Here is a 23332-nt window from a genome sequence, read left to right as displayed (position 1 = left end):
GTCACCATCACGGCCAGAAACATTCCTTAGGTGACCCTTAGTGATGCAGGGCACCGGAAGTCGTCTTCCACCTCGGTTGTCAGGGTCGGAGGAATTACGCAACAATGGCGTTGTGAAATACGTCGGCGAGGCTTCCCAGGAGGAACTCGCGACCGGTGAGCACTCCACTCGCAACCGGGTCGCGCGGTCCATCCTGGACCACGGCCCGTCCACCGTCTCCGATCTGGCGGGACGCCTCGGGCTCACGCAGGCGGCTGTCCGCCGCCATCTTGACGCACTGGCCGCCGACTCCGTGGTCGAGCCCCGTGACCAGCGGGTCTACGGCTCACGCGGGCGCGGCAGGCCCGCCAAGGTGTTCGCACTGACCGACTGCGGCCGGGACGCCTTCGACCAGTCCTACGACGAGCTCGCCGCCGACGCACTGCGCTGGATCGCGGCCGCCGCCGGCGGTGGTGAGCGGGGCGAAGCGGCCGTCGCCGCCTTCGCCCGCGCCCGTATCGCCGGCCAGTCCGAGGGCTACCGGCAGGCGGTCGAGGCCGCCGAGCCCGAGAAGCGCACGGAGGCACTCGCCAAGGCGCTGAGCACCGACGGGTACGCTGCTACGGCGCGTAGCGCGCCGAACCGACAGGGCGAGCAGCTCTGCCAGCATCACTGCCCGGTCGCGCATGTCGCCGAGCAGTTCCCCCAGCTGTGCGAGACGGAGACGGAATTCTTCTCCCAGCTGCTCGGGACCCATGTGCAGCGGCTGGCCACCATCGCCCATGGCGACGGGGTCTGCACGACCTTCATTCCCCGCGCCACCACCCCACAGACCACCCATCACGCTTCTGAAAGCACAGCCGGGAGGAACCCCGCATGACGCTCCCCACGGAGACTGCCCACCCTGAGCTTGAGGGTCTGGGCACGTACGAATTCGGCTGGGCCGACTCCGACGCGGCCGGCGCCGCTGCCAAGCGCGGTCTCTCGGAGGCTGTCGTCCGCGACATCTCGGAGAAGAAGAACGAGCCGGAGTGGATGCTCAAGCTGCGGCTCAAGGGTCTGCGCCTGTTCGACAAGAAGCCCATGCCCAACTGGGGCTCAGACCTGTCGGGCATCGACTTCGACAACATCAAGTACTTCGTGCGGTCCACCGAGAAGCAGGCGGCTTCCTGGGAGGAACTGCCGGAGGACATCAAGAACACGTACGACAAGCTCGGCATCCCGGAGGCGGAGAAGCAGCGTCTCGTCGCCGGTGTCGCCGCCCAGTACGAGTCCGAGGTCGTCTACCACCAGATCCGTGAGGACCTGGAGGAGCAGGGCGTCATCTTCCTGGACACGGACACCGCGCTGAAGGAGCACCCGGAGCTCTTCCAGGAGTACTTCGGCACGGTCATCCCGGTCGGCGACAACAAGTTCGCCTCGCTGAACTCGGCCGTGTGGTCCGGCGGATCGTTCATCTACGTGCCGAAGGGCGTGCGTGTCGACATTCCGCTCCAGGCCTACTTCCGTATCAACACGGAGAACATGGGCCAGTTCGAGCGGACGCTGATCATCGTCGACGAGGACGCCTACGTCCACTACGTCGAGGGCTGCACCGCCCCGATCTACTCCTCGGACTCGCTGCACAGCGCCGTGGTCGAGATCATCGTCAAGAAGGGCGGCCGCTGCCGCTACACGACGATCCAGAACTGGTCGAACAACGTCTACAACCTGGTCACCAAGCGCGCCGTGGCCTACGAGGGCGCGACCATGGAGTGGGTCGACGGCAACATCGGCTCCAAGGTCACCATGAAGTACCCGGCCGTGTACCTGATGGGCGAGCACGCCAAGGGCGAGACCCTGTCCATCGCCTTCGCCGGCGAGGGCCAGCACCAGGACGCCGGCGCCAAGATGGTCCACATGGCCCCGCACACCTCGTCGAACATCGTCTCCAAGTCGGTGGCGCGCGGTGGCGGCCGTACCTCGTACCGCGGTCTGATCGAGATCGGCGAGGGCGCCGAGGGCTCCAAGTCCAACGTGCTCTGTGACGCGCTGCTGGTGGACACCATCTCGCGCTCCGACACCTACCCGTACGTGGACGTCCGCGAGGACGACGTGTCCATGGGCCACGAGGCGACCGTCTCCAAGGTCTCCGAGGACCAGCTCTTCTATCTGATGAGCCGCGGTCTCTCCGAGTTCGAGGCCATGGCCATGATCGTCCGCGGCTTCGTGGAGCCGATCGCCAAGGAGCTGCCCATGGAGTACGCGCTGGAGCTCAACCGGCTGATCGAGCTGCAGATGGAGGGATCCGTCGGCTGACCGCCGCCCGGACCACGCCCGACCAGCAGCGCCCGTAATCCCTACGCAGAGGCAGAGAGAGAGCACGACGACAGCCATGGCTGAGGCTCAGAACATTCCGGCGGGTTCCACGACCGCCGGTTCGATCGCGGTGGCCGCCGAGTCGACCGTCGCCACGCGCATGAGCGCGCACCCCTCCTACGACGTGGCGGACTTCCCCGTCCCGCACGGCCGCGAGGAGGAGTGGCGGTTCACGCCGCTGGAACGGCTGCGCGGTCTGCACGACGGCACCGCCGTCGCGCAGGACGGCGGTGTCACGATCGAGGTGACCGCTCCCGAGGGCGTCATCGTCGAGACCGTCGGCCGTGACGACGCGCGGGTCGGCAAGGCCGGTGTCCCGGTGGACCGGGTCGCCGCCCAGGCGTACTGCTCGTTCGAGAAGGCCTCGGTCGTCTCGGTGCCCAGGGAGACCGTGGTGAGCGAGCCGATCCGGATCGCCGTCCACGGCGAGGGCGGGGTCTCGTACGGTCACCAGATCGTCGAGTTGGGAGCCTTCGCCGAGGCGGTCGTGGTCCTCGACCACACCGGCGACGGCGTGTTCGCCGCCAATGTCGACTACCTCATCGGGGACGGCGCCAAGCTGACCGTCGTCTCCGTACAGGACTGGGACGACAAGGCCGTCCATGTCGCCCAGCACAACGCTCTGGTCGGCCGCGACGCCTCGTTCACGTCGATCGTGGTCACCTTCGGCGGCGATCTCGTACGGCTCCAGCCGCTCGTGCGGTACGCGGGCACCGGCGGCGAGGCCGAGCTGTTCGGCCTCTACTTCACGGACCGTGGCCAGCACCAGGAACACCGTCTCTTCGTCGACCACAACGCCCCGCACTGCAAGTCCAACGCGGCCTACAAGGGCGCGCTCCAGGGCACGGACGCGCACGCCGTGTGGATCGGCGACGTACTCATCCGCGCCTCGGCCGAGGGCACCGACACCTATGAGATGAACCGGAACCTGGTCCTCACGGACGGTGCCCGGGTCGACTCGGTGCCGAACCTGGAGATCGAGACCGGTGAGATCGCCGGCGCCGGGCATGCCTCCGCCACCGGGCGGTTCGATGACGAGCAGCTCTTCTACCTGATGGCCCGCGGTATCCCGGAGACCGAGGCCCGCCGACTGGTGGTCCGCGGCTTCTTCGCCGAGCTGGTCCAGAAGATCGGCCTGCCGGATGTCGAGGAACGTCTGATGGCCTCGATCGAGGCGGAGCTGGAGGCGTCAGTCTGATGGCCTTCGTCCGAGTCTGTGGGCTGGGCGAGCTGGAGGAGGGCACCCCGAAGAGGGTGGAACTCGACGGCACGCCGGTCTCCCTCGTCCGTACCGAGGGCGAGGTGTTCGCGATCAACGACATCTGCTCGCACGCGAACGTGTCGCTCTCGGAGGGCGAGGTCGAGGACTGCATGATCGAATGCTGGCTGCACGGCTCCAGCTTCGACCTCCGTACCGGAAAGCCGTCCGGCCTGCCCGCGACGCGCCCCGTCCCCGTATATCCCGTAAAGATCGAAGGGGACGATGTGCTCGTCTCCGTCACCCAGGAGTCCTGAGTCACCCATGGCAACGCTTGAAATCCACGACCTGCACGTCTCCGTCGAGGCCGAAGGCGGCCCCCGCGAGATCCTCAAGGGCGTCGACCTGACCGTCAAGCAGGGCGAGACGCACGCCATCATGGGCCCCAACGGCTCCGGCAAGTCGACCCTCGCGTACTCCCTCGCGGGCCACCCCAAGTACACGATCACCGGTGGCACCGTGACCCTGGACGGCGAGGACGTCCTGGGGATGACCGTCGACGAGCGCGCTCGTGCCGGTCTCTTCCTCGCCATGCAGTACCCCGTCGAGGTCCCCGGCGTCTCGGTCTCCAACTTCCTGCGCACCTCCGCCACCGCCGTACGCGGCGAGGCCCCCAAGCTGCGTACTTGGGTGAAGGAGGTCCGGGAGACCATGGAGCGTCTCCAGATGGACTCCTCCTTCGCCGAGCGCAACCTGAACGAGGGCTTCTCCGGCGGCGAGAAGAAGCGGCACGAGATCCTCCAGCTCGAACTGCTCAAGCCCAAGGTCGCGATCCTCGACGAGACCGACTCCGGCCTCGACGTCGACGCGCTGCGCGTGGTCTCCGAGGGCGTCAACCGCGTCCGCGAGAGCGGCGAGGTCGGCACCCTGCTGATCACGCACTACACGCGGATTCTCCGCTACATCAAGCCCGACTTCGTGCATGTCTTCGCGCAGGGCCGGATCGCCGAGTCCGGCGGTGCGGAGCTGGCCGACAAGCTGGAGAACGAGGGCTACGAGGCGTACGTGAAGGGTGGCGTTACCGCGTGACACAGCTGCCGGGCCTTCGCACAGCATCGGATCGGCTGCTCGACGAGGCGATCCGTAAGGATTTCCCGATCCTCGACCGGGCGATCCACGACGGCAAGAAGCTCGTGTACCTGGACTCCGCGGCGACCTCGCAGAAACCGCGCCAGGTACTCGACGCGCTCAACGAGTACTACGAGCGGCACAACGCGAACGTCCACCGCGGCGTGTACACCATCGCCGAGGAGGCCACGGCGCTGTACGAGGGCGCCCGTGACAAGGTCGCCGCTTTCATCAACGCGCCGAGCCGCGACGAGGTGATCTTCACCAAGAACGCCTCCGAGTCGCTCAACCTCGTGGCGAACATGCTCGGCTGGGCGGACGAGCCCTACCGGGTGGACCACGAGACCGAGATCGTCATCACGGAGATGGAGCACCACTCCAACATCGTGCCGTGGCAGCTGCTCTCGCAGCGCACGGGCGCGAAGCTGAAGTGGTTCGGCATCACCGACGAGGGCCGGCTCGATCTGTCCAACATCGACGAGATCATCACGGAGAAGACGAAGATCGTCTCCTTCGTGCTGGTCTCCAACATCCTGGGCACCCAGAACCCGGTCGAGAAGATCATCCGGCGCGCGCAGGAGGTCGGTGCGCTGGTCTGCATCGACGCCTCCCAGGCCGCCCCGCACCAGGTGCTCGACGTACAGGCGCTCCAGGCCGACTTCGTCGCCTTCACCGGCCACAAGATGGTCGGCCCGACCGGGATCGGTGTTCTCTGGGGCCGCCAGGAGCTGCTGGAGGACCTGCCGCCGTTCCTGGGCGGCGGCGAGATGATCGAGACCGTGTCGATGCACTCGTCGACCTACGCCCCGGCGCCGCACAAGTTCGAGGCGGGTACGCCCCCGATCGCCCAGGCCGTCGGTCTCGGCGCGGCCGTGGACTATCTCACCGCGATCGGCATGGACAGGATCGCCGCGCATGAGCACGTCATCACCGAGTACGCGGTGAAGCGGCTGCTGGAGGTCCCCGGCCTGCGGATCATCGGACCGGAGACGGCCGAGGACCGCGGCGCCACGATCTCCTTCACACTCGGCGACATCCACCCCCACGATGTGGGCCAGGTCCTCGACGAGCAGGGCATCGCGGTCCGGGTCGGCCACCACTGCGCACGGCCGGTCTGCCTGCGGTACGGAATTCCCGCGACCACACGAGCGTCTTTCTATCTGTACTCCACTCCGGCCGAGGTCGACGCTCTGGCCGAAGGGCTTGAGCACGTCCGTAACTTCTTCGGATGAGGATCTGAGAGGGCAGGGCAGTTCGTGAAGCTGGATTCGATGTACCAGGACGTCATCCTGGACCATTACAAGCACCCGCATGGGCGCGGTCTCCGGGACGGCGACGCCGAGGTGCACCATGTCAATCCGACGTGTGGCGACGAGATCACGCTGCGTGTGCGGTACGAGGGTTCGCGGATCGCGGATGTGTCGTACGAGGGCCAGGGCTGCTCGATCAGCCAGGCCAGCGCATCCGTACTGAACGACCTCCTGGTCGGCAAGGAGCTGGCCGAGGCGCAGAAGATCCAGGGCACCTTCCTGGAGCTGATGCAGTCGAAGGGCCAGCTCGAACCCGACGACGCGATGGAAGAGGTGCTGGAGGACGCGGTCGCGTTCGCCGGCGTCTCGAAGTACCCCGCCCGCGTGAAGTGCGCGCTGCTGAGCTGGATGGCGTGGAAGGACGCGACGGCCCAGGCTCTGGGCGACAGCGCGACGAAGGAGACGGCATGAGCGAGAACGAGACCCTGACGATCAAGCCGGCCTCGGAGGACGAGGTCCGCGAGGCGCTGTACGACGTCGTCGACCCCGAACTGGGCATCGATGTCGTCAATCTCGGTCTGATCTACGGCATCCACATCGACGATTCCAATATCGCTACCCTGGACATGACCCTGACGTCGGCGGCGTGTCCGCTGACCGATGTGATCGAGGACCAGGCGAAGGCGGCGACGGACGGCATCGTCAACGAACTCAAGATCAACTGGGTATGGATGCCGCCGTGGGGCCCGGACAAGATCACTGACGACGGCCGCGAGCAGCTGCGCGCGCTGGGCTTCAACGTCTGAGTGTCGGAGCGCGCGAGAGGGCCCCATGATCCCGGCCGGATCATGGGGCCCTCTCGCATGTCCTAGGGGCGGGGCGGGGTTCCGGCGGCCTGGGCCAGGATGGGGGCCAGGTTCTCGGTGCGGACGCGCTGGTCGACATAGAGCAGACTCAGCACCAGCTGGGGGAAGGTCGTCGTGATGAACTGCGTGATCAGCTGCGCGACCATGAACAGCACCAGAAAGCCGCTCACGGCCACGAGGATCTGTCCGACGGTCGGATCGCCGCTGAGGACGGACGGGGTCAGCAGGTTGCCGAAGGTGGTCAGCACGTTGATCAGCTGCTGGATGACGACGCCGGCGATCGACGCCATGGCGAAGGCCAGCAGTGAGATGCCGCAGATCCGCCACCAGGCGCCGCGCACCAGGGCGGCCGAGCGGCGCAGGGACGCGAGCGGGCCGCGGGATTCGATGACGGCGACGGCCGGGGCCAGGCAGAGGCGGACCCAGAGCCAGATCGCCGGCGGTGTGACCGCCAGGGCGCCGAGGAAGCCGAGCGGGATCAGCCAGAACAGATGGGCGGGTGAGCCGTCCATCGTGAGGTAGGTGATCAGTGTGACGGTGAAGCCCAGGACGAGCAGGGCCACCGGCAGGACGGCGATCAGCCCGCTGAGGACGACGGCACCGAGGACCGCGGGGAACCGGGCGAGTGCCCGGCGCCAGAGCGCGCCGAAGGTGGTGGGGCGGCCGAGGACGGCGCTCTGGACGACCGAGGGGCAGGCGGCCTGGACGACCGCGTTGGCGGCCAGCAGCACCACCATGCCGAAGAGCCAGACACAGCCGAACGCGATCAGCAGCGGCCGGACCCCGGCCCAGGACGGATCCACGCCGTGGGGTGTGTCGAGGACCTCGCGCAGCCGGTCGCCGACAGCCGCGTAGGCGACGGCCAGCGCGATCGCCACGGCCGCCATGGCCGCGCCGTAGGCCGTGGCGGCCACCCCGAACAGTTGCTTCCCGTACCTGCCCATGGTGGCGAACGTGCCGCCGAGTATGTCGCCGAGGCCGAGCGGGGCCAGGGGTATCACCCCGGGCTTGGGGGGTGGCGGCGGAGGCGTCCAGCCGCCCCAGCCGTAGGGCCCGTTTCCATACGGGCCGCTTCCGTACGGCCCGCCCGGACCCTGTCCGCCCGGCCCGCCGGGCCCGTTTCCGCGCCCGCCACCGCCGCCCCACCCCGTCGTGCCCTGCGCCACCGGTCTGCTCCGCTCCCCGCCGCTCCGATCCGGACGGCACACCGTAACCGGTGGGGTGGGAGGAGGGTGTGTACGGCCGTACGCATCGATGTGTACTCTCGTACGCATGGGATACGGACTGCTGGCCGCGGCGATCGCGGCGGAGGTGGCCGCGACGTCGGCCATGAAGTACAGCGAGGGCTTCACCCGGCTGTGGCCCTCGCTGGTGACTGTGGTGGGCTATGTCGTCGCCTTCGCCCTGCTCGCGCAGACCCTCAAGACCATCTCCATAGGCACCGCCTACGCGATCTGGGCCGGTGTCGGCACGGCGGCCATCGCCGCCATCGGCATGGTCTTCATGAACGAGGCGATGGCGCCGACGAAACTGCTGGGCATCGCCCTCGTGATCGCGGGCGTTGTCGTGCTCAACCTCGGAGGAGCCCACTGATGACCCGCCGTTACGACCCCGACCGCCGCCAGCGGATCATCGACGCCGCGATCCGGGTGGTCGGGCGAGGCGGTATCGCCGGACTGAGCCACCGCACCGTCGCCGCCGAGGCGGACGTGCCGCTCGGCTCCACCACGTACCACTTCGCCTCGCTCGACGAACTGCTGATCGCCGCGTTGCGGCAGACGAACGACAGCTTCGCCGCCGCCGTGCGGGAGAGCGGCACCCTCGCGGATCCGGAGTGCGACATCGCCGCCGAGCTGGCCCGGATCACCGGGGAGTGGCTCGCCGGGGACCGTACCGGCGTGGAGCTGGAGTACGAGCTGTATCTCGCGGCGCTGCGGCGGCCCGCGCTGCGTCCGGTCGCGGGGGAGTGGTGCGCCGCGCTCGGGGACGAGGTGGCCAGGCGCATCGATTCCGTCACCGCGCGGGCGATGGTCGCGTTGCTGGACGGGATCTGCCTCCAGGTGCTGCTCACGGACGCGGTGTACGACGCCGAGCACACCCGCGAGATGCTGACGCGGCTGATCCCGGCGGCAGGGCCCGATCCCGGCGGCAGGTCCCGATAGCGGCGGCAGGTCCTGATCCCGGCGGCAGGTCGACCGCGTGAGCGCCGTCCCGCCGGAGTCTGTCCAGGTGGCGATGCGCCCGTCACCTGAGACCGGTTCGCCCGCGCCCCGCCGGGACCGTTAAGTTCGGAGCATGACCGACACGTCTTCCTCCAGTTCCCCGCGCACCACCGGCGCCGTCGCCGCCGGCCTCGCCACCCTCACCGAGGACGGCACCGTCCTCGACACCTGGTTCCCCGCCCCCGCGCTCTCCGCCGAGCCCGGCCCGGCCGGCACCGAGCGGCTGACCGCCGAGCGCGCCGTGGAGCTGCTCGGAGAAGGCGCGGCCGAAGCCATCGGTCCCGACGCCCGTCGCGGGGTCGAGATCGTCGCCGTCCGTACGGTCATCACCTCGCTCGACGACAAGCCGCTGGACACGCACGACGTGTATCTGCGGCTGCATCTGCTCAGCCACCGGCTGGTCCGGCCGCACGGCCAGAGCCTGGACGGCGTCTTCGGTCTGCTCGCCAATGTCGCCTGGACCTCGCTCGGCCCGGTCGCCGTCGACACGCTGGAGACGGTACGGCTCAACGCCCGCGCCGAGGGGCTGCACCTCCAGGTGACCTCGGTCGACAAGTTCCCGCGGATGACCGACTACGTCGCTCCCAAGGGGGTCAGGATCGCCGACGCGGACCGCGTACGGCTCGGCGCGCATCTCGCCGAGGGCACCACCGTGATGCACGAGGGCTTCGTGAACTTCAACGCGGGCACCCTCGGCACCTCCATGGTCGAGGGCCGGATCTCGGCGGGCGTCGTCATCGGCGACGGCTCGGACATCGGCGGCGGCGCCTCCACCATGGGCATGCTCTCCGGCGGCGGCAAGGAGCGCATCGTCATCGGCGAGCGCTGTCTGATCGGTGCCGAGGCGGGCATCGGGATCGCGCTGGGCGACGAGTGCGTCGTCGAGGCCGGGCTCTATGTCACAGCCGGTACGCGCGTCACACTGCCCGACGGCCAGATCGTCAAGGCCCGTGAGCTGTCCGGCGCGAGCAACATCCTCTTCCGTCGCAACTCGGTGACCGGCGCGGTCGAGGCCCGTCCCAACAACGCGGTCTGGGACGGTCTCAACGAGGTGCTCCACAGCCACAACTGATCCCGGCCGATCACGGCTGGTACCAGCTGATCACAGCGGGGCGGCGGCGGATCCGACGAGCTCTCCGTACGCCTTCAGCAGCCCGTCGGCCGTCTCCCGGCCGGCGGGCCGCAGCGGTTCACGCACCGGACCCGCCGGCCGGCCGAGCGCGCCCAGCAGCGCCTTCGCGGTGACCGTCCCGGGCAGCCCCGAGGCCATCATCAACTCGGCCAGGGGAAGGGTGAGTTGGTTGAGCCGTACGGATTCGGTGACCGCGCCCGCGTCATACGCGTCGAGCGCGGCACGCAGCGGGCGGAGCGCGACGTTGGCGACCGTACTGACGAATCCGGCGCCGCCGACCGCGTACAGCGGCAGATTCAGCTCCTCGCAGCCGGAGTAGTACGCGAGCGAGGTGCGGGCGATCACCTTGGAGCTGCCGAGCAGGTCGTACGCGCAGTCCTTCACGGCGACGACGCGCGGATGCGTGGCGAGGCGCAGCATCGTCGCGGGCTCGATGCGGGTGCCGGTGCGGCCCGGGATGTCGTACAGCATCAGCGGGATGCCCGACGCGTCGGCGATCCGCAGGAAGTGCGCCTCCACGGCCTCCTGCGGCGGGCGGCTGTAGTACGGGGAGACCACCAACAGGCCGTCGGCCCCGGCCTGTTCGGCCGCCCGCGCGAGGGCGAGAGTGTGCCGGGTGTCCGCGCTGCCGACGCCCGCGACGACGGCGGCACGGCCGCCCACCTCGTCGCGGACCGCGCGCACGAGAGCGGTCTTCTCGGCGTCCGTGGTCGTGGGCGACTCCCCGGTGGTGCCGTTCAGGACCAGCCCGTCGCACCCCTCGTCCACCAGCCGGCCGGCGAGTTCGCGGGCGCCGGGCAGATCCAGCTCTCCGGTGGCGGTGAAGGGCGTGACCATCGCGCAGAGGGCGCGGCCGAAGGGGCGAGGAGTGCTCATACCGGCAGTGTCCGCCGAGCGACTGTGAAGGTCCACTTAGATCTGCTTCGAGTGAGCGTGAAGCAGCGCTAAAAGGCAGCGTTCCCGGGCCGTCTGGCATGATCGGCGAGTGCCGGGCAGGGGGCCGGGCGGGGGAGAGGAACGCATGGCACGGATACGCCGAACGGCCTCGATGGCGGCGGGCTCGTTGGTCCTGATGGCGGGGGCGACCGGATGCTCCGACATCAGGAACGAGATCGACGCCGCGCGGGGCGAGGGCGCGCGTGGCGACGCCGCGCCGGGCGAGGGCGCGAGGACCCCGGCCGCGGCGCCTTCGGAGCCCTCGGCGGGGCTGTCGGCCGAGCCGCTCCCCGACCGGCCCGCGGGCCCCGAGCCCTGGGCGGCCACCGGTCCCGGCCGCTGTCTCGCCTCGGGTGTGGCCGTCAGCCATGGTGAGGTGAACGCCGCCATGGGGATCCGGGCCGTGTCGATCGGGCTGCGGAACTGCGGGACGAAGCCCTACCGGGTCAACGGCTACCCGGGGATCGGTGTCCTGGACGAGGACCGCGAGCCGGTCGCCCTGAAGCTGATCCAGGGGAACGAGAGCACCGGCGCGGCCGATGACCAGGGCCCGAGGGAACTGACCCTGGCGCCGGGGGAGTCCGTGGAGTCGGTGTTGCAGTGGAACAACCGGATCACCGAGTCCGGGGCCCACTCGACCGGCGCCCACGTGGTCGTCGCGGCGGCGCCGGGCGAGGAACGCGACACGCTCCCGCTGCCCGTGGACATCGGTACGGACGGCGAACTGCATGTCACCGCGTGGGCGGTCGGGCGGGCTCCGGACGCGTCGTGAACGGCCGTGGGAGAGCCCGTATACCGGCTGTGAAGAGTGATCGATGGACCGTTCGGAATGGGGGCAGGATGCGAACCATGACGACGTACGCTCCGCTCCTCACCGGCCCCGATGCCATCGCCCCTCGCACTCGCGACGGTCGCGCGACGACGGGCCCCCGACAACAGCGTCCCGGAGGGCGCTTCGGGGTAGCGGAGGCCGGACTGTCAGTGGGTACTGGTGCAATGGAGGACATGGAGGACATGGAGGACATGGAGAGCATGGACACCGAAAACGCCGATCCGGGCGACGCCGACCAGGGCGGGACAGGCCGAAGCGACAGCCAAGAAGGCGCGGCCGACGGGGGCGAACTCGCCGCGTTGCGCGCGGCCTTCCCGTCGGAGGGCTGCCTGCCGCCGCTGGGCTGGGACGGAGTGCGCGCCTTCGAGCGCGCGCACGGAATCGTCCTGCCCGAGCCGTACCGCACGCTGGTCGCCGAGATCTGCGACGGATGCAGCGACGGGCCCGCCGATATCGACGGGCTGATACCCCTGGCGGCGCTGCCCGCCGACTGGGGATGCGACCAGACGCAGCGGGATCTCGCGAAGCCGTTCCCGCTCACCGAGGCATGGGTGTGGGAGGACGACCCCCGGCCGTACGAGGAGATAGAACCGCTCATCGACGAGGTCTACAACTACGGGAGCGTGGTGCTGGGCACGGACGGCTGCGGCATGTACTGGCATCTGGTCGTCAGCGGTGCGCACCGGGGGCAGATCTGGAACATCAGCGATGTGGGCGCGGCGCCGTTCGGCGCGGCCTTCGGGCACACCACCGCGGAAGACGGCTTCGCGGGCTGGGTGGCGCACTGGGCCACCACACGCCGGCCGTGGTTCGACGTCGTGGTGTGACGGGGCGCGGTGGCCGCGGTCTGTTGACCTCAACCTCACTTCATATTTGAGCATGGTGGTCGAGGCGCACCGCGGGGGTGCGCCACAAGGAGGTTCCACCATGTCCGTGCACCTCGGCACCGTTCCCGAGATCACCCGCCCCGGCGCGGGTCTCGTCCTGGTCAGCACCTGGCGCGTCGGCACGCCCGAGCGGCAGCGCGTCACGGTCGGCGCCATCACCCGGGCCTGGCGGAGCAGGGATTGGCCGGACGCCGGGCTGCTCTCGTACAGCGTCTACACCGGAAACGACGGGGACACCCTGCGGCACTACTCCCAGTGGCGCGACCAGGAGGCGTACGACGCGTTCGTCCACACCTTCCGGGACGAGCTCAACGCCGAGATCGACGCCGCCGTGCCCGGGATCGAGCGCGTGGGGCCGCACTCGTACGAGCTGTACCGCAGCGGGGCCCTGGAGAAGGGGGAGACCCGGGTGCCCGGCTGCGTCGTGCTCGTGGAGGTGGAGTTCGAGGGGTCCGACGCCGAGCGTCAGAAGGGCTGGGTCGACGCGGTCTTCGAGGCCCTCGGCACCGATCCGGACACGCCCTCCGGCGGGATCTCCGCGCACTTCCATCTCAGCACCGACGGTACGCGCGTACTCAACTACGCGGAGTGGGAGAGCGAGCAGGCGCATATCGACGCGCTCGACGCACCGGGGAACGGGGTCGGTTCGGCCACCGAGCAGTGGAAGCGGGTGCGGTCCTATCCCGGGCTGAAGGACAGCACGGTGACGCGGTACACCCCCGCGCTCAGCCTCAGCGCAGGCTGAGCGCAGGCCGAGGGCGCCGCACGCCGCGTGCTCAGCCGCGGCGTGCGGCGCCGCCGGGAGCGGTGGCCCGGCCGCGTGTGGGGTCGGGCCGGACCACCGCGGCTTCTCAGGGGCGGAAACGCAGGACCTGGGGATCGTGGTCGCTGTTCTGCTGGGCGAACTCCGCGTTGATGTGCACGCTGTCGTAGTCGAACGCACCGGAGGTGATCGAAGGGCTGGTCAGGATCTGGTCCAGGACCTGCGAGTTGCCCTGGTAGACATACGAGTAACGCTCCGCGGCCGGCAGGGAGTTGATCGCCGGGTAGAGCGCGCCGCGGTCGGCCAGCGCCTTGGCCGTCGCCGAGAACTCGAAGTCGTTGATGTCGCCGACGACGAGTACGTCCGCGTCGCGCTGCGCCGCGAGGATGTCCTTGACGAACGTGTTCACCGACCGGGCCTGCTGGAGCCGCTGGACCTCGGAGGAGCGGTTCACCGGCTGGTGGTGCGAGGTCAGGCTCTCGTCCCCGCCCTTCGAGGCGAAGTGGTTCGCGATGACGAACACCGTCCGGCCGCGGAAGGTGAACTCCCCGGCGAGCGGCTTGCGGCTGTTGTTCCAGGCGGCATTGGCGGGGTCCACCCGGCCCGGGGAGAGCGTCAGGGCCGCGCGGGCGTCCGTACGGACGACATCCGTCGCCGTCGTCGCGTTCCCGCCGGGGCGGTCGGTGAACGAGACCCGCGCCGGGTTGTAGAGGAAGACCTGACGGATATTGCCGCCGGGCTCACCGCCGTCCTTCTTGTCCTCCGGGTCGATGGTGCGCCAGGCGTAGGAGGGGCCGCCGGCCGCGGTGATCGCGGCCGTGAACTTCGCGATGGTCTCCTCGGCGGAAACCGTGCCGTCGTCCTCGGCGCCCGTACTGTCCTGGATCTCCTCCAGCGCCAGGATGTCCGGCGAGGCGAGGTTCCGTACGACCGCGCCCGCGAGCGCGTCGAACTTCTCCTGCGGGTCGGAGGGGTCGAGGTTCTCGACGTTGTACGTGGCGACGGCCAGCTCGCTCTCGCGCTGCGGGCGAGTGGTCTCGGGCTTCAGCTTCCTGTCCGTGACCGTCCCCAGCGTGCGGGCGACGAGTGTGTAGCCGCCGAACTGGTTGTAGTCCAGGGGGCCTTCGGTGATACCGGTCAGCGTGTCGCCGACGTTCGCCGTCGGGAACGGGTTCCGGGCGGGGGGCGCGAGCTGCTGGATCTGGAGCCTGCCGGTGTTCTGCGAGGTGTACGAACCGTAGACCGTGCCACCGCGGCGGTTGTCGTTCTCCTGCGGCTTCACCGTCACCCACAGCTCCGCGTACGGATCGGTCGCGCCGACCACGCGTGAACTGCCGATACGGACGTTCATCCCCTCCAGCGACTCGTAGAGGTCCAACGCGTAGCCGCGCGGCCTCAGTCGCAGGCCGTTGACGCTGTCGCCCGCCGCCGGGTCGCCCTTCGGGGCGTACGCCGAGGGCACCGACTTCTCCGAGATCACGACCGGCGCGGGCAGCGGGTTGCCGGAGGAGACGACCGTCACAGTCGGCGAGGCGATCTGGGTGACCGACTGATTGCCCGAGGCGGCGCCGCCCGGAATGTACTCGCCGACCGTGCCGGAGACCTTCACCGAGTCGCCCACGGCGACGGGCGGCACGGAATTGGTGAAGACGAAGATGCCCTCGCTCGTGGCGGCGTCGTGGTCGGGCTCCGGGTCCTGGATCCAGAACCCCCGGGAACCGGTGGTCCGTACGCCGGTGACGATGCCGGGCACCTCCGCCACCGGGGTTCCCACCAGCGGGGATATCCGGCCGGTTCCCTGGATGCCGTGGATCCGGATCCCGGAGGCGGCGGAGGCGGGTGCGCCGGCGCCCGCCAGCAGCCCGGAGGCCACGGCGAGGGCGACCAGGGCCGGGACAGCGGCCGTTCTCGGTACGGAAGAAGGCATGAAGGCACTCCGGTGATGAGGGAGGGGTGTTCTACGCGCGTCAATCTCTTGGCTGCGGTGGTCAGTTGTCAAGGGCGCCTGGGCGTCCGGCCGTTGTCGAGTACATGAACCGGGTGGGATGGGGCCAAATGCGTCTACGCTGGGGGCCGCATCGCCCGCGTACGCCACAAGGAGAACCACCAGATGCCCGGAGACCGCCCTACCCTGCCGCCGGTGCGACTGCCCTCGGAAGCGGAGCTGGCGCGGGACGCGCTCGCCGCGCCACTGCTCGCCCGCGCGGTACGGCTCGCCCGCTGGGCCGGTCCGGCGACGCGGGTGGGAACCGGCGGCGAGCTGGTCGACGAGCAGCTGCCCGCCGCGGCGGAAGTGCTCGGCCTCGGTGACGAGCTCTCCGAGGGCGACGGCGAGGCCTACGCCAGCGAGGCATGGCGGGTGGCGGTCGATACGGGCCTCGTGGAGGTCGACGACCCGGACGAGAACGGCGAGCCGGACGGCGCCGCCCCCGACGCCGAGGGCCACGTCACCACGGGCGAACAGCTCGGAGTGCTCACCTCCGGCAGCCCGCAGGACATCCTGTCGCTCTGGCTGGACGCCCTGGACGTCGTCTTCGCCGACGCGACCGCGCCCGTGCTGGACGATCTGGCGGCGGCCATCGGCGACGACGGCGAGATCGATCTCGACTCGCTGGACTGGGACCCGGAGCTGGAGGCGGAGTTCCTGGAGGGCGTCCTCGGCAACCTCTATCTGCTCACCCTCGCGGAGGGCGGCGGCGAGGGGCCGGTGCCCCTGCCCGTCCTCGCCGCGTCGATGATCGTGCCCGACGACATGGGCGAGCCCACCGACGACGTCCTGGAGCAGGTGTCCGAGGCGATGATGCGGCTGGACGACCAGTTCCGGCTGCTGGAGCCCATCGGGCTCGTCTCGTACGTACCGGTCGACGAGGCGCTGATGGTGGAGGACGCGGAGGACGCGCCCGACGCGTCGCTGCCCGTCGACGAGGAGGACGTCGCCCGGTACGGGATGGTCCGGCTGACGCCGCTCGGGCTCTACGGGATCAGGTCCCGGATGCTGGAGGCGGGGGTCGACGCGCCCGCGGTGGGCGACCTCGCGGACAAGGACGCGCACGCGCTGCTGGACGGCGTGGCGCACTTCCCCGAGCTGTCCGCGCGCGCGGAGACGGAACAGTGGCTGACCCGGCGCGCGCCGGCCGACGCGGCGCGCGAACTCCTGGCCGCCGCGCGCGGCACGGACCCGGGCGCCCCACTGCGCCGCCTGCACTGCCAGCAGGCGCTGTCCCTGGTCGGCGCGGAGGCGGAGTCCGCGGTACGGGAGGTCCTGGACGACGCCGAACTGGGCGGCCTGGCGCGCGTCTGGCTGGCCGAACTGGGCGCGGGCGATGTGCCGCCGCCGCCCGAGTCGATGATCTTCTGGCTGGCCATCGACACGATCGCCGCGCAGCTGGACGCGGAGGGGGAGCCGGACGAGCTCCAGGAGCTGGTCGAGGGCCTGGTGGGGCAGCACGGCGGGTTCTTCGAGGCGGCGTGGCGGGTGGAGCATCCGGCGACGGCGGAGGTGCTGGAGGCGATGGGGAGGCTGCATCGGGACAGGACGGCGTCGAAGGACGCGCGCAAGGCGGCGTTCAAGGCGCGGTCGCGGGGGTGACGCCGTCCGGCGGGGGGTGTGGTGCGCCTCCGGCGGGGGTGCGGTGCGCCGTCCGGCGGGGGTGCGGTGCGCCGTCCGGCGGGGGTGCGGGTGCGTGGTCGTGTGCCGGGGGCCGGGGCCTCCGGAGGTCCGTGTCCGGACTGCGCTGCGATCGATATGCGACTCCGTCGCGTGGTCACCGCGCTTCGCGCGAGCTGCGACGCTTTACGTCCTGACACGCACCTCCTGCGACCCCGACCCCCTCCCCCCGGCGGACACCTGCCCCCACCGCCCGGCTGGGGGATTGGGGGTAGGTGCGGCCCGGTGGCCCCGGCCACTCGCCATCTCGGCGGGGGTCAGTGGGCCGGTGCGCCAGAGCCTGGCTACTTCGCCTGTCCTGGCGGAGCGATCGGGCTCGGTGCGGGAGGATGCCGCCGCTTCCCTACTCGCCCTCGCGCACGAACGCGTCGCTTGTGCGGGCGGTGAAGGGGGGCGCGCAGAGGTCGTGTCCGGGACACTAAAGCGTGATGTGTGGCGCACGAACGCCCGTGCTCCGACTGTGGCCGGAGTCGCGCTGTAAATCATGCCGTCCAGGGCGCGAGCCCCGGAGCGCCACCCGGCGACAACCCGCACACGACCACCGGCCTCAGCCAAAGACGTACGCACCCCGAGCCACGCCCCCCTGCCGGAAGGCGCACCGCGTCACCCGGCGACAACTCGCACCCGGAAACCGGCCCGAACCGAAGACGTACGCACCCCGAGCCACGCCCGCGCCGGAGGCGCACCGCACCCGGAACCGGCCCGAACCGAAGACGAACGCACTCCGAGCCACGCCCGCGCCAGGAAGCGCACCGCACCCGGAAACCGGGCCCGGCCGACGACGAGCGGACCCCGAACACGCCTGCTCACCGCAGGTGCGACGCTCCGTTGAGGTCCAGGATCGTTCCCGACGACCACTCCGCCCCCGGCGACGCCAGCCACACCACCGCCCCCGCGATCTCCTCCGCCGTGCCCACCCGCCCGAACGGGCTCTGCGCGCGGATCGACTCGCCCTCCGCGCCGGTGAGGCGGGACGCCACGCGTTCCGTGGCGAAGAAGCCCGGGGCCACGGACGCCACGGCGATGCCGTAAGGGGCCAGGGAGACCGCCAGGGACTGGCCCAGGGCGTGGACCGCCGCCTTCGTCGCGCCGTAGGCCGGGTAGTCCGGTTCGCCGCGGAACGCGCCGCGGGAGCCGATGTTGATGATCCGGCCGGGCGTCGAGCGGTCGATCATGGAGCGGGCGGCGCGATGGCTGAGCAGGGCCGTGCCCAGGAGGTTGACGGACACGTGGTGCTGCCAGGCCGCCGCCCAGTCGTCGTAGGACGTGGTGGGCAGGGGGTGGGGCTCGTTGACGGCCGCGTTGTTGACGAGGATGTCGATCCCGCCGAGCGCCTCGGCCGCGTCGTCCGCGACCCGCGCCGCGCCCGCCGGGTCGGAGATGTCGCCGCCCACCAGCGCGTGGCCGGTGCCGGTCAGCGACTCCAGGGTGTGGCGGGCGTCGGCGGAGCGGGTTCCGTAGTGGACGGCGACGCGGTCGCCCTGCGCGGCGAAGGCGCGGGAGACGGCGCGGCCGAGGCCGCGGGACGCGCCGGTGACGAGGACGCGGCGGCCGGTGGACGACAGATTCATGGGAAAGCGGGCCTCTCGATGTCGGGCGGTGTTCAAGCGCTGTTTATCCGTGGGAGGGAGCGTCGGGAGCGTACCCCCGACCCACGTGCCCCTTCAGGAGACCGCGATGCCGCTGAGCCGCAGGGAATTCACCGGAAGATCCGCACTGACAGGGGCGGGACTCGTCCTCACGGGCGCCGCCGGAGCGCTCGCCACCGCGCCCGGCGCGCTGGCGGCGGAGGACGCTCCCGAGGTGGCCTCCGGGCCCGTACCCTCGCCCGGTTACGGGCCGCTCGTCCCCGATCCTCGCGGCATGCTCGCGCTGCCGGCCGGATTCTCGTACAAGGTCATCACGCACAGCGGTGTGACCAAGCTGGAGTCCGGCGAGGACACCCCGTCCAACCACGACGGCACCGCCACGTTCGAGGGGCCGCGCGGGGTGACGCTGCTGGTCAACAACCATGAGCTGGATGGTCCCAGGGGCGACTACGAGTTCCCGGTGCCGCTCACCGAGGGCCTGGTCTACGATCCCGCCGCGGCCGGCGGCTGCACGGTCGTCGAGACGCACCGCGACGGCCGTACCGCGGAGTGGGTCGGCATCGCCGGTACCTCCACCAACTGCGCGGGCGGGCGCACCCCGTGGGGCACCTGGCTCACCTGTGAGGAGAACTCCGACCGGGCCGGGCAGAACGGGATGACCAAGGACCACGGGTATGTCTTCGAGGTCGACCCGTACGACCGCCGTGCCAACCGGAATCCCAAGCCCATCAAGGCGTTCGGCCGCTACGACCACGAGGCCGTGGTCATCGATCCCCGTACCGGCTACGCCTATCTGACGGAGGACGCCTCCGAGCCCAACGGGCTTTTCTACCGCTGGGTGCCGCCGCACGGCTTCAAGCATGGGCGGGGGCAGCTGCGCCGGCTCGCCGATGACGCGGGGGTGCTCCAGGCACCCCGTTGCTTCGACGCGGGCGGCCGTTTCGTGGACGACCTCTCGCGCGCCGCGAAGATCGGCACTGTCTACGGCGTGGACTGGGTGGACGTACCGGACCGGGACGCGAAGACCGTGGACGTACGGGAGCAGTTCGACGGCGAGGACGTCACCCGCGCCAGGAAGCTGGAGGGCATGTGGTGGGCGGACGGCGGCGCGTACATCGTCTCCTCGTACGCCCGTGACGAGAGCCCCGGCGTGCCGCACGACGGTCAGGTGTGGTTCTACCACCCGCGCCGCCGCACGCTGACGCTCAAGGTGCTGCTGGGCGTCAACGCCGATCCGGACAAGGACGGCGCCTTCGACGGGCCGGACAACATCACCGTCTCGCCGTACGGAGGTCTGGTCATCGCGGAGGACGGTGAGGGCCTCCAGCATCTCTTCGGGGCGACGGAGCGCGGACGCACGTACCCCATCGCGCGCAACGACCTCAACGACAGCGAGTTCACGGGTGTTGTGTTCTCGCCGGACGGCCGAACGCTGTTCGCCAATATCCAGGAGCCGGGCATCATGCTGGCCATCACCGGCCCGTGGCGGCGCGCTCCCCGGGACTGACCGCGAAAACCCTTGGCGGACGGGCCCGTTGCCTCTCCGGGGTCCTGCTTGTCCAGCCGCGACAGGCAGGACCTGCTCGGGGAGGCCGCGGGTATGGGTCCCGTCATCGGCACTCGTGGCCGGGCACGGCCCGTCCGGCCGACACACGTTCGGCGGGCTGACCGACGCTGCCTTCGGGATGGTCGGACCGCTGGATGCGGGACGGGACGCCCGCGGGCCCTGGAAGGGGTGATCCGGGCGCCCGTCGGTTGCCGGGCATGGCGCGGCGGGGCTCATTGGGCGCATACTCAAAGTAATGACAAAGTCAGCCGGATCCCGGCGCCACCTGCCGTCCAGTCCCTTCAACCGCCAGGCCCCGGCCTCACCCCCGCCCGAGCAGTTCGATGTGGGAGACCGTGTCTCGCACGATCAGTTCGGGTTGGGAAGAGTCATCGGAGTCGAGGGCGAACATGCCGTGCTCATCGATTTCTCGGGGCGACAGGGGAGGATCCTGAGCCCCTTCGCCAAGCTGACCAAGCTCTGAAGCCCCGAATCCGGAGCTTGGAGGCCGTGCCCCTGGGCCGCCGCGGACCCTCAGGACCCGCGACGGCGCGGGGGCATCGTGCCGCCCGCCCACGTGCCGCCCTCCGGGGGCGGCCCGGAGCGCCGGTCAGAGGATCTTCGCGGCGGGCTTGACCATGCCGCGGACCGTACGGGACTTGACGAACTCCCCCAGACCGGTCATTTCCCACTCGCCGGAGAACTGCCGGATCAGCTTCGCCATCATCACGCCGGTCTGCGCCTCGGCGCTGGTCAGGTCGAAGCGCACCAGCTCCTCGTTCGTGGCCGCGTCGATCAGCCGGCAGTACGCCTTGGCGACCTCGGTGAACTTCTGGCCGGTGAAGGAGTTCACCGTGAAGACCAGACCGGTCGCCTCGGCGGGGATCCGGCCGAGGTCGACGGTGATCACCTCGTCGTCGCCCGCGCCCTCGCCCGTGAGGTTGTCGCCGGAGTGCTTGATCGCTCCGCCGAGGATGGAGAGCTTGCCGAAGTAGCAGCTGTCCAGATGGTTGCGGTTCGGGCCGTAGGCGATCACGGACGCGTCGAGGTCGATGTCCTTGCCGCGGTACGCCGGCTCCCAGCCGAGGCCCATCTTGACCTGCGTGAGCAGCGGACGGCCGCCCTTGACCAGCGACACCGTCTGGTTCTTCTGGAGGCTGACCTTGCCCTTGTCCAGATTGATCTTGCCGCTGCCGGGCGCGGCCGCGGGGGCCGGGGGAGCGGCGGGCGGGGTGGCGGGGACCGGCGGAGCGGCGATACGCGGATCGGCTCCCGCGCGGGCACGGGCGGGAGCCGGGGGCGCCGGGGGCGCGACAGGGGCCGCGGCGGGGGCGGGCTCCTCCACGGAGACGCCGAAGTCGGTGGCGATCCCGGCCAGCCCGTTGGCGTACCCCTGGCCGACCGCGCGGGCCTTCCACGCCCCGTTGCGCAGATAGATCTCCACGATCACCAGGGCGGTCTCGGCGCCGAGCCGCGGCGGCGTGAACGTCGCGAGCGCGCTGCCGCTGCCCGCGTCGCGGATCGTGGCCGTGGGCTCGACGCCCTGGAAGCTCTGTCCCGCCGCGTCCGGGCTCGCCGTCACGACGATCTTCTCGATGCCGGCGGGCACGGCGCCGGTGTCGACGACGATCGCGTCGGGCGCCGTACCCCCGCCGGAGCGGTAGCTCACGCCGGGACCCGTCGGCTGGTTGTAGAAGATGAAGTCGTCGTCTGAGCGCACCTTGCCGTCGGCGGTGAGCAGCAGGCCCGATACGTCGAGCCGCACGGGAGCGGCGACGTCCACCGCCACATGGGCGGTGGGAAGAGGGATGTTCGAGCCGGGGGTCATAGCTGTCATGCCAGACGTAACGAACGACCCGGCTTTGCCGTTCCCTTACCTTCCGCCGAACGGGTCCGGCGGGATCTCAGTGGGGCCACCGCGGCGGGTTGGTGACGAACGCGCCGCCCAGGAAGGCGTGGTCACGGTTGTCCGGGTCGAGTTCGCCCTGTTCCGCGATGAGCTTCTCGGCGTACCGCTCCGAGTCGTCCCGCGGCTCGTACCCCAGCGCCCGCGCGCTCGTGAGATCCCACCACAGCCTGGTGTTGGCGGAGGAGCCGTAGACGACGCTGTGGCCGACGTCCTCGGCGGTGAGGGCGGCGTGGAAGAGCCGCGCGCAGTCGCCGGGGCTCAGCCAGACGGAGAGCATGCGGACCGAGTTGGGCTCCAGGAAGCAGGAGCCGATCCGTACGGAGACGGTCTCCAGGCCGTGCAGGTCCCAGTAGAGCTGCGCCAGGTCCTCGCCGAAGCACTTGGAGAGGCCGTAGAGCGTGTCGGGGCGGCGCGGGGTGTCGATCGGGATCAGGCGGTCGTCCCCCCGCGGGCGCGGCGTGAAGCCGACCGCGTGGTTGCTGGAGGCGAAGACCGTGCGTCCGATGCCCTCGGCGCGGGCCGCCTCGTACAGGTTGTACGTCCCCTCGATGTTCGCGCGCAGGATCTTGTCGAAGGTGGATTCCAGCGAGATGCCCGCGAGATGGATGATCGCGTCGACGCCCCGGACGGCCTCGCGCAGCGCCTCCGTGTCCGCGAGATCGGCGGTGATGGCGTCGGGCTCGCCCTCGATGGGGGTGGCGTCGAAGAGCCGCAGTTCGTAGCCGTACGCGGGCAACAGGCCCCGCATCAGGGTGCCGAGGCCGCCGGCGGCACCGGTGAGCAGGACGGTACGGGGTGCGGGCATGGGGGAGATCTCCTCGCGGCTCGGGCCGGGCGCACGGATTTTCGGGCTCAGATCCGTAGATGAAATTCACATGCGTGGACAAACTAAGGAGTGGGGCGGAGCAGCGTCAAGTCTCGCCCGGAGTGCGGGAATCCGTCTCTGGGTTGCGGTTTTCCGTCTTGACCCGTGGTGCGGGGCTGCCTTAGCGTGGCGTTGTTCAGGGATATGGACATCGATCATAATTGTGCACGAGCGGTCGCCGCTCGACGCATGGCCCAGGGAGCGC

At 70.3% G+C, this 23332-nt stretch carries 23 protein-coding genes; 17 read left to right on the top strand and 6 right to left on the bottom strand.

The features are described from left to right. The first annotated feature begins 112 nt into the window (after positions 1–112). From ACIRQP_RS00595 to ACIRQP_RS00560, 8 genes are all read left to right on the top strand, one after another. On the top strand, positions 113–859 hold the full coding sequence (locus tag ACIRQP_RS00595) for a helix-turn-helix transcriptional regulator (RefSeq protein WP_403881191.1): 747 nt from the start codon (positions 113–115) through the stop codon (positions 857–859). Continuing rightward, positions 856–2277, top strand: a complete 1422-nt coding sequence (gene sufB, locus ACIRQP_RS00590) for a Fe-S cluster assembly protein SufB (RefSeq protein ID WP_129769623.1) — start codon at positions 856–858, stop codon at positions 2275–2277. Before ACIRQP_RS00595 ends, sufB begins: the two co-directional genes overlap by 4 nt. Before the next feature lie 76 nt (positions 2278–2353). Continuing rightward, positions 2354–3535, top strand: coding sequence for a Fe-S cluster assembly protein SufD (gene sufD / locus ACIRQP_RS00585; protein WP_403881188.1), 1182 nt, complete (start codon positions 2354–2356; stop codon positions 3533–3535). Then, on the top strand, positions 3535–3852 hold the full coding sequence (locus ACIRQP_RS00580) for a bifunctional 3-phenylpropionate/cinnamic acid dioxygenase ferredoxin subunit (RefSeq protein WP_403881185.1): 318 nt from the start codon (positions 3535–3537) through the stop codon (positions 3850–3852). The genes sufD and ACIRQP_RS00580 overlap by 1 nt, the downstream gene beginning before the upstream one ends. Before the next feature lie 7 nt (positions 3853–3859). Continuing rightward, positions 3860–4624, top strand: coding sequence for a Fe-S cluster assembly ATPase SufC (gene sufC, locus ACIRQP_RS00575; protein WP_403881182.1), 765 nt, complete (start codon positions 3860–3862; stop codon positions 4622–4624). Then, positions 4621–5895, top strand: coding sequence for a cysteine desulfurase (locus tag ACIRQP_RS00570; protein WP_403881179.1), 1275 nt, complete (start codon positions 4621–4623; stop codon positions 5893–5895). Before sufC ends, ACIRQP_RS00570 begins: the two co-directional genes overlap by 4 nt. Positions 5896–5919: 24 nt before the next feature. Further along, positions 5920–6384 (top strand): Fe-S cluster assembly sulfur transfer protein SufU, encoded by a 465-nt coding sequence (sufU, locus tag ACIRQP_RS00565; RefSeq protein ID WP_030353686.1) that lies wholly within the window; start codon positions 5920–5922, stop codon positions 6382–6384. Continuing rightward, positions 6381–6719, top strand: coding sequence for a metal-sulfur cluster assembly factor (locus tag ACIRQP_RS00560; RefSeq protein WP_129769630.1), 339 nt, complete (start codon positions 6381–6383; stop codon positions 6717–6719). Before sufU ends, ACIRQP_RS00560 begins: the two co-directional genes overlap by 4 nt. A 62-nt stretch (positions 6720–6781) precedes the next feature. On the opposite strand, the gene ACIRQP_RS00555 is transcribed toward ACIRQP_RS00560, so the two are convergent. Further along, positions 6782–7780: an oxidoreductase gene (locus ACIRQP_RS00555; RefSeq protein WP_403881176.1), complete on the bottom strand. Its 999-nt coding sequence runs from the start codon at positions 7778–7780 to the stop codon at positions 6782–6784. 271 nt (positions 7781–8051) lie between these two features. Between ACIRQP_RS00555 and ACIRQP_RS00550 the strand changes: the two genes are divergently transcribed. The 3 genes from ACIRQP_RS00550 to dapD all read left to right on the top strand — a co-directional run bounded on the left by ACIRQP_RS00550 (position 8052) and on the right by dapD (position 10073). Then, the gene (locus ACIRQP_RS00550; protein WP_403881173.1) at positions 8052–8372 is read left to right on the top strand and encodes a DMT family transporter; all 321 of its coding nucleotides are present in this window, start codon (positions 8052–8054) and stop codon (positions 8370–8372) included. Beyond that, a complete protein-coding gene (locus ACIRQP_RS00545; protein ID WP_403881170.1) occupies positions 8372–8941 on the top strand; it encodes a TetR/AcrR family transcriptional regulator in 570 nt (189 codons plus the stop codon). Before ACIRQP_RS00550 ends, ACIRQP_RS00545 begins: the two co-directional genes overlap by 1 nt. 133 nt (positions 8942–9074) lie before the next feature. Further along, positions 9075–10073, top strand: coding sequence for a 2,3,4,5-tetrahydropyridine-2,6-dicarboxylate N-succinyltransferase (gene dapD / locus ACIRQP_RS00540; protein ID WP_403881167.1), 999 nt, complete (start codon positions 9075–9077; stop codon positions 10071–10073). Between the two features lie 30 nt (positions 10074–10103). On the opposite strand, the gene dapA is transcribed toward dapD, so the two are convergent. Then, positions 10104–11009: a 4-hydroxy-tetrahydrodipicolinate synthase gene (dapA, locus tag ACIRQP_RS00535; protein WP_403881164.1), complete on the bottom strand. Its 906-nt coding sequence runs from the start codon at positions 11007–11009 to the stop codon at positions 10104–10106. A gap of 145 nt (positions 11010–11154) precedes the next feature. On the opposite strand from dapA, the gene ACIRQP_RS00530 reads away from it, so the two are divergent. The 3 genes from ACIRQP_RS00530 (at position 11155) to ACIRQP_RS00520 (ending at position 13533) form a co-directional block, all read left to right on the top strand. Next, complete coding sequence (locus ACIRQP_RS00530) at positions 11155–11841, top strand: DUF4232 domain-containing protein (RefSeq protein ID WP_403881161.1); 687 nt, start codon at positions 11155–11157, stop codon at positions 11839–11841. Between the two features lie 233 nt (positions 11842–12074). Beyond that, complete coding sequence (locus ACIRQP_RS00525) at positions 12075–12728, top strand: SMI1/KNR4 family protein (protein WP_403881158.1); 654 nt, start codon at positions 12075–12077, stop codon at positions 12726–12728. A 100-nt stretch (positions 12729–12828) separates the two neighbouring features. Continuing rightward, entirely contained in the window at positions 12829–13533 is a 705-nt protein-coding gene (locus tag ACIRQP_RS00520) for an antibiotic biosynthesis monooxygenase (RefSeq protein WP_403881155.1), read from the top strand. 106 nt (positions 13534–13639) lie between these two features. Here the strand turns inward: ACIRQP_RS00520 and ACIRQP_RS00515 are convergent, their stop codons facing one another. Beyond that, positions 13640–15478 (bottom strand): endonuclease/exonuclease/phosphatase family protein, encoded by a 1839-nt coding sequence (locus ACIRQP_RS00515; protein ID WP_403881152.1) that lies wholly within the window; start codon positions 15476–15478, stop codon positions 13640–13642. A 183-nt stretch (positions 15479–15661) separates the two neighbouring features. Between ACIRQP_RS00515 and ACIRQP_RS00510 the strand changes: the two genes are divergently transcribed. Continuing rightward, positions 15662–17140 (top strand): hypothetical protein, encoded by a 1479-nt coding sequence (locus ACIRQP_RS00510; RefSeq protein WP_403881149.1) that lies wholly within the window; start codon positions 15662–15664, stop codon positions 17138–17140. Between the two features lie 884 nt (positions 17141–18024). On the opposite strand, the gene ACIRQP_RS00505 is transcribed toward ACIRQP_RS00510, so the two are convergent. Next, on the bottom strand, positions 18025–18789 hold the full coding sequence (locus ACIRQP_RS00505; RefSeq protein WP_403881146.1) for an SDR family NAD(P)-dependent oxidoreductase: 765 nt from the start codon (positions 18787–18789) through the stop codon (positions 18025–18027). 106 nt (positions 18790–18895) lie between these two features. On the opposite strand from ACIRQP_RS00505, the gene ACIRQP_RS00500 reads away from it, so the two are divergent. Beyond that, positions 18896–20314, top strand: coding sequence for an alkaline phosphatase PhoX (locus ACIRQP_RS00500; protein ID WP_403881144.1), 1419 nt, complete (start codon positions 18896–18898; stop codon positions 20312–20314). A 295-nt stretch (positions 20315–20609) separates the two neighbouring features. Further along, positions 20610–20837, top strand: a complete 228-nt coding sequence (locus tag ACIRQP_RS00495; RefSeq protein ID WP_078490871.1) for a hypothetical protein — start codon at positions 20610–20612, stop codon at positions 20835–20837. Between the two features lie 126 nt (positions 20838–20963). Here the strand turns inward: ACIRQP_RS00495 and ACIRQP_RS00490 are convergent, their stop codons facing one another. Then, positions 20964–22181, bottom strand: a complete 1218-nt coding sequence (locus ACIRQP_RS00490; RefSeq protein WP_403882073.1) for a TerD family protein — start codon at positions 22179–22181, stop codon at positions 20964–20966. 76 nt (positions 22182–22257) lie between these two features. Next, entirely contained in the window at positions 22258–23067 is an 810-nt protein-coding gene (locus ACIRQP_RS00485) for an NAD-dependent epimerase/dehydratase family protein (RefSeq protein WP_403881141.1), read from the bottom strand. Between the last annotated feature and the right edge of the window lie 265 nt (positions 23068–23332).

It is taken from the genome of Streptomyces sp. NPDC102274 (assembly GCF_044766385.1).
Lineage (GTDB): Bacteria > Actinomycetota > Actinomycetes > Streptomycetales > Streptomycetaceae > Streptomyces.
The sequence above is the reverse complement of the archived record's forward strand: the minus strand, read 5'-3'. Positions and strand labels throughout refer to the sequence as shown.

Bases quoted from the DNA above. Each gene is read 5' to 3' on its own strand.
- ACIRQP_RS00500 (WP_403881144.1), top strand. From the start codon at position 18,896: ATGCCGCTGAGCCGCAGGGAATTCACCGGAAGATCCGCACTGACAGGG.
- sufD (WP_403881188.1), top strand. From the start codon at position 2,354: ATGGCTGAGGCTCAGAACATTCCGGCGGGTTCCACGACCGCCGGTTCG.
- ACIRQP_RS00490 (WP_403882073.1), bottom strand. From the start codon at position 22,181: ATGACCCCCGGCTCGAACATCCCTCTTCCCACCGCCCATGTGGCGGTG.
- ACIRQP_RS00525 (WP_403881158.1), top strand. From the start codon at position 12,075: ATGGAGGACATGGAGGACATGGAGAGCATGGACACCGAAAACGCCGAT.
- ACIRQP_RS00530 (WP_403881161.1), top strand. From the start codon at position 11,155: ATGGCACGGATACGCCGAACGGCCTCGATGGCGGCGGGCTCGTTGGTC.
- ACIRQP_RS00520 (WP_403881155.1), top strand. From the start codon at position 12,829: ATGTCCGTGCACCTCGGCACCGTTCCCGAGATCACCCGCCCCGGCGCG.
- ACIRQP_RS00515 (WP_403881152.1), bottom strand. From the start codon at position 15,478: ATGCCTTCTTCCGTACCGAGAACGGCCGCTGTCCCGGCCCTGGTCGCC.
- sufC (WP_403881182.1), top strand. From the start codon at position 3,860: ATGGCAACGCTTGAAATCCACGACCTGCACGTCTCCGTCGAGGCCGAA.
- ACIRQP_RS00510 (WP_403881149.1), top strand. From the start codon at position 15,662: ATGCCCGGAGACCGCCCTACCCTGCCGCCGGTGCGACTGCCCTCGGAA.
- ACIRQP_RS00550 (WP_403881173.1), top strand. From the start codon at position 8,052: ATGGGATACGGACTGCTGGCCGCGGCGATCGCGGCGGAGGTGGCCGCG.
- ACIRQP_RS00505 (WP_403881146.1), bottom strand. From the start codon at position 18,789: ATGAATCTGTCGTCCACCGGCCGCCGCGTCCTCGTCACCGGCGCGTCC.
- ACIRQP_RS00495 (WP_078490871.1), top strand. From the start codon at position 20,610: ATGACAAAGTCAGCCGGATCCCGGCGCCACCTGCCGTCCAGTCCCTTC.
- ACIRQP_RS00485 (WP_403881141.1), bottom strand. From the start codon at position 23,067: ATGCCCGCACCCCGTACCGTCCTGCTCACCGGTGCCGCCGGCGGCCTC.
- dapD (WP_403881167.1), top strand. From the start codon at position 9,075: ATGACCGACACGTCTTCCTCCAGTTCCCCGCGCACCACCGGCGCCGTC.
- ACIRQP_RS00580 (WP_403881185.1), top strand. From the start codon at position 3,535: ATGGCCTTCGTCCGAGTCTGTGGGCTGGGCGAGCTGGAGGAGGGCACC.
- ACIRQP_RS00545 (WP_403881170.1), top strand. From the start codon at position 8,372: ATGACCCGCCGTTACGACCCCGACCGCCGCCAGCGGATCATCGACGCC.
- sufB (WP_129769623.1), top strand. From the start codon at position 856: ATGACGCTCCCCACGGAGACTGCCCACCCTGAGCTTGAGGGTCTGGGC.
- ACIRQP_RS00560 (WP_129769630.1), top strand. From the start codon at position 6,381: ATGAGCGAGAACGAGACCCTGACGATCAAGCCGGCCTCGGAGGACGAG.
- dapA (WP_403881164.1), bottom strand. From the start codon at position 11,009: ATGAGCACTCCTCGCCCCTTCGGCCGCGCCCTCTGCGCGATGGTCACG.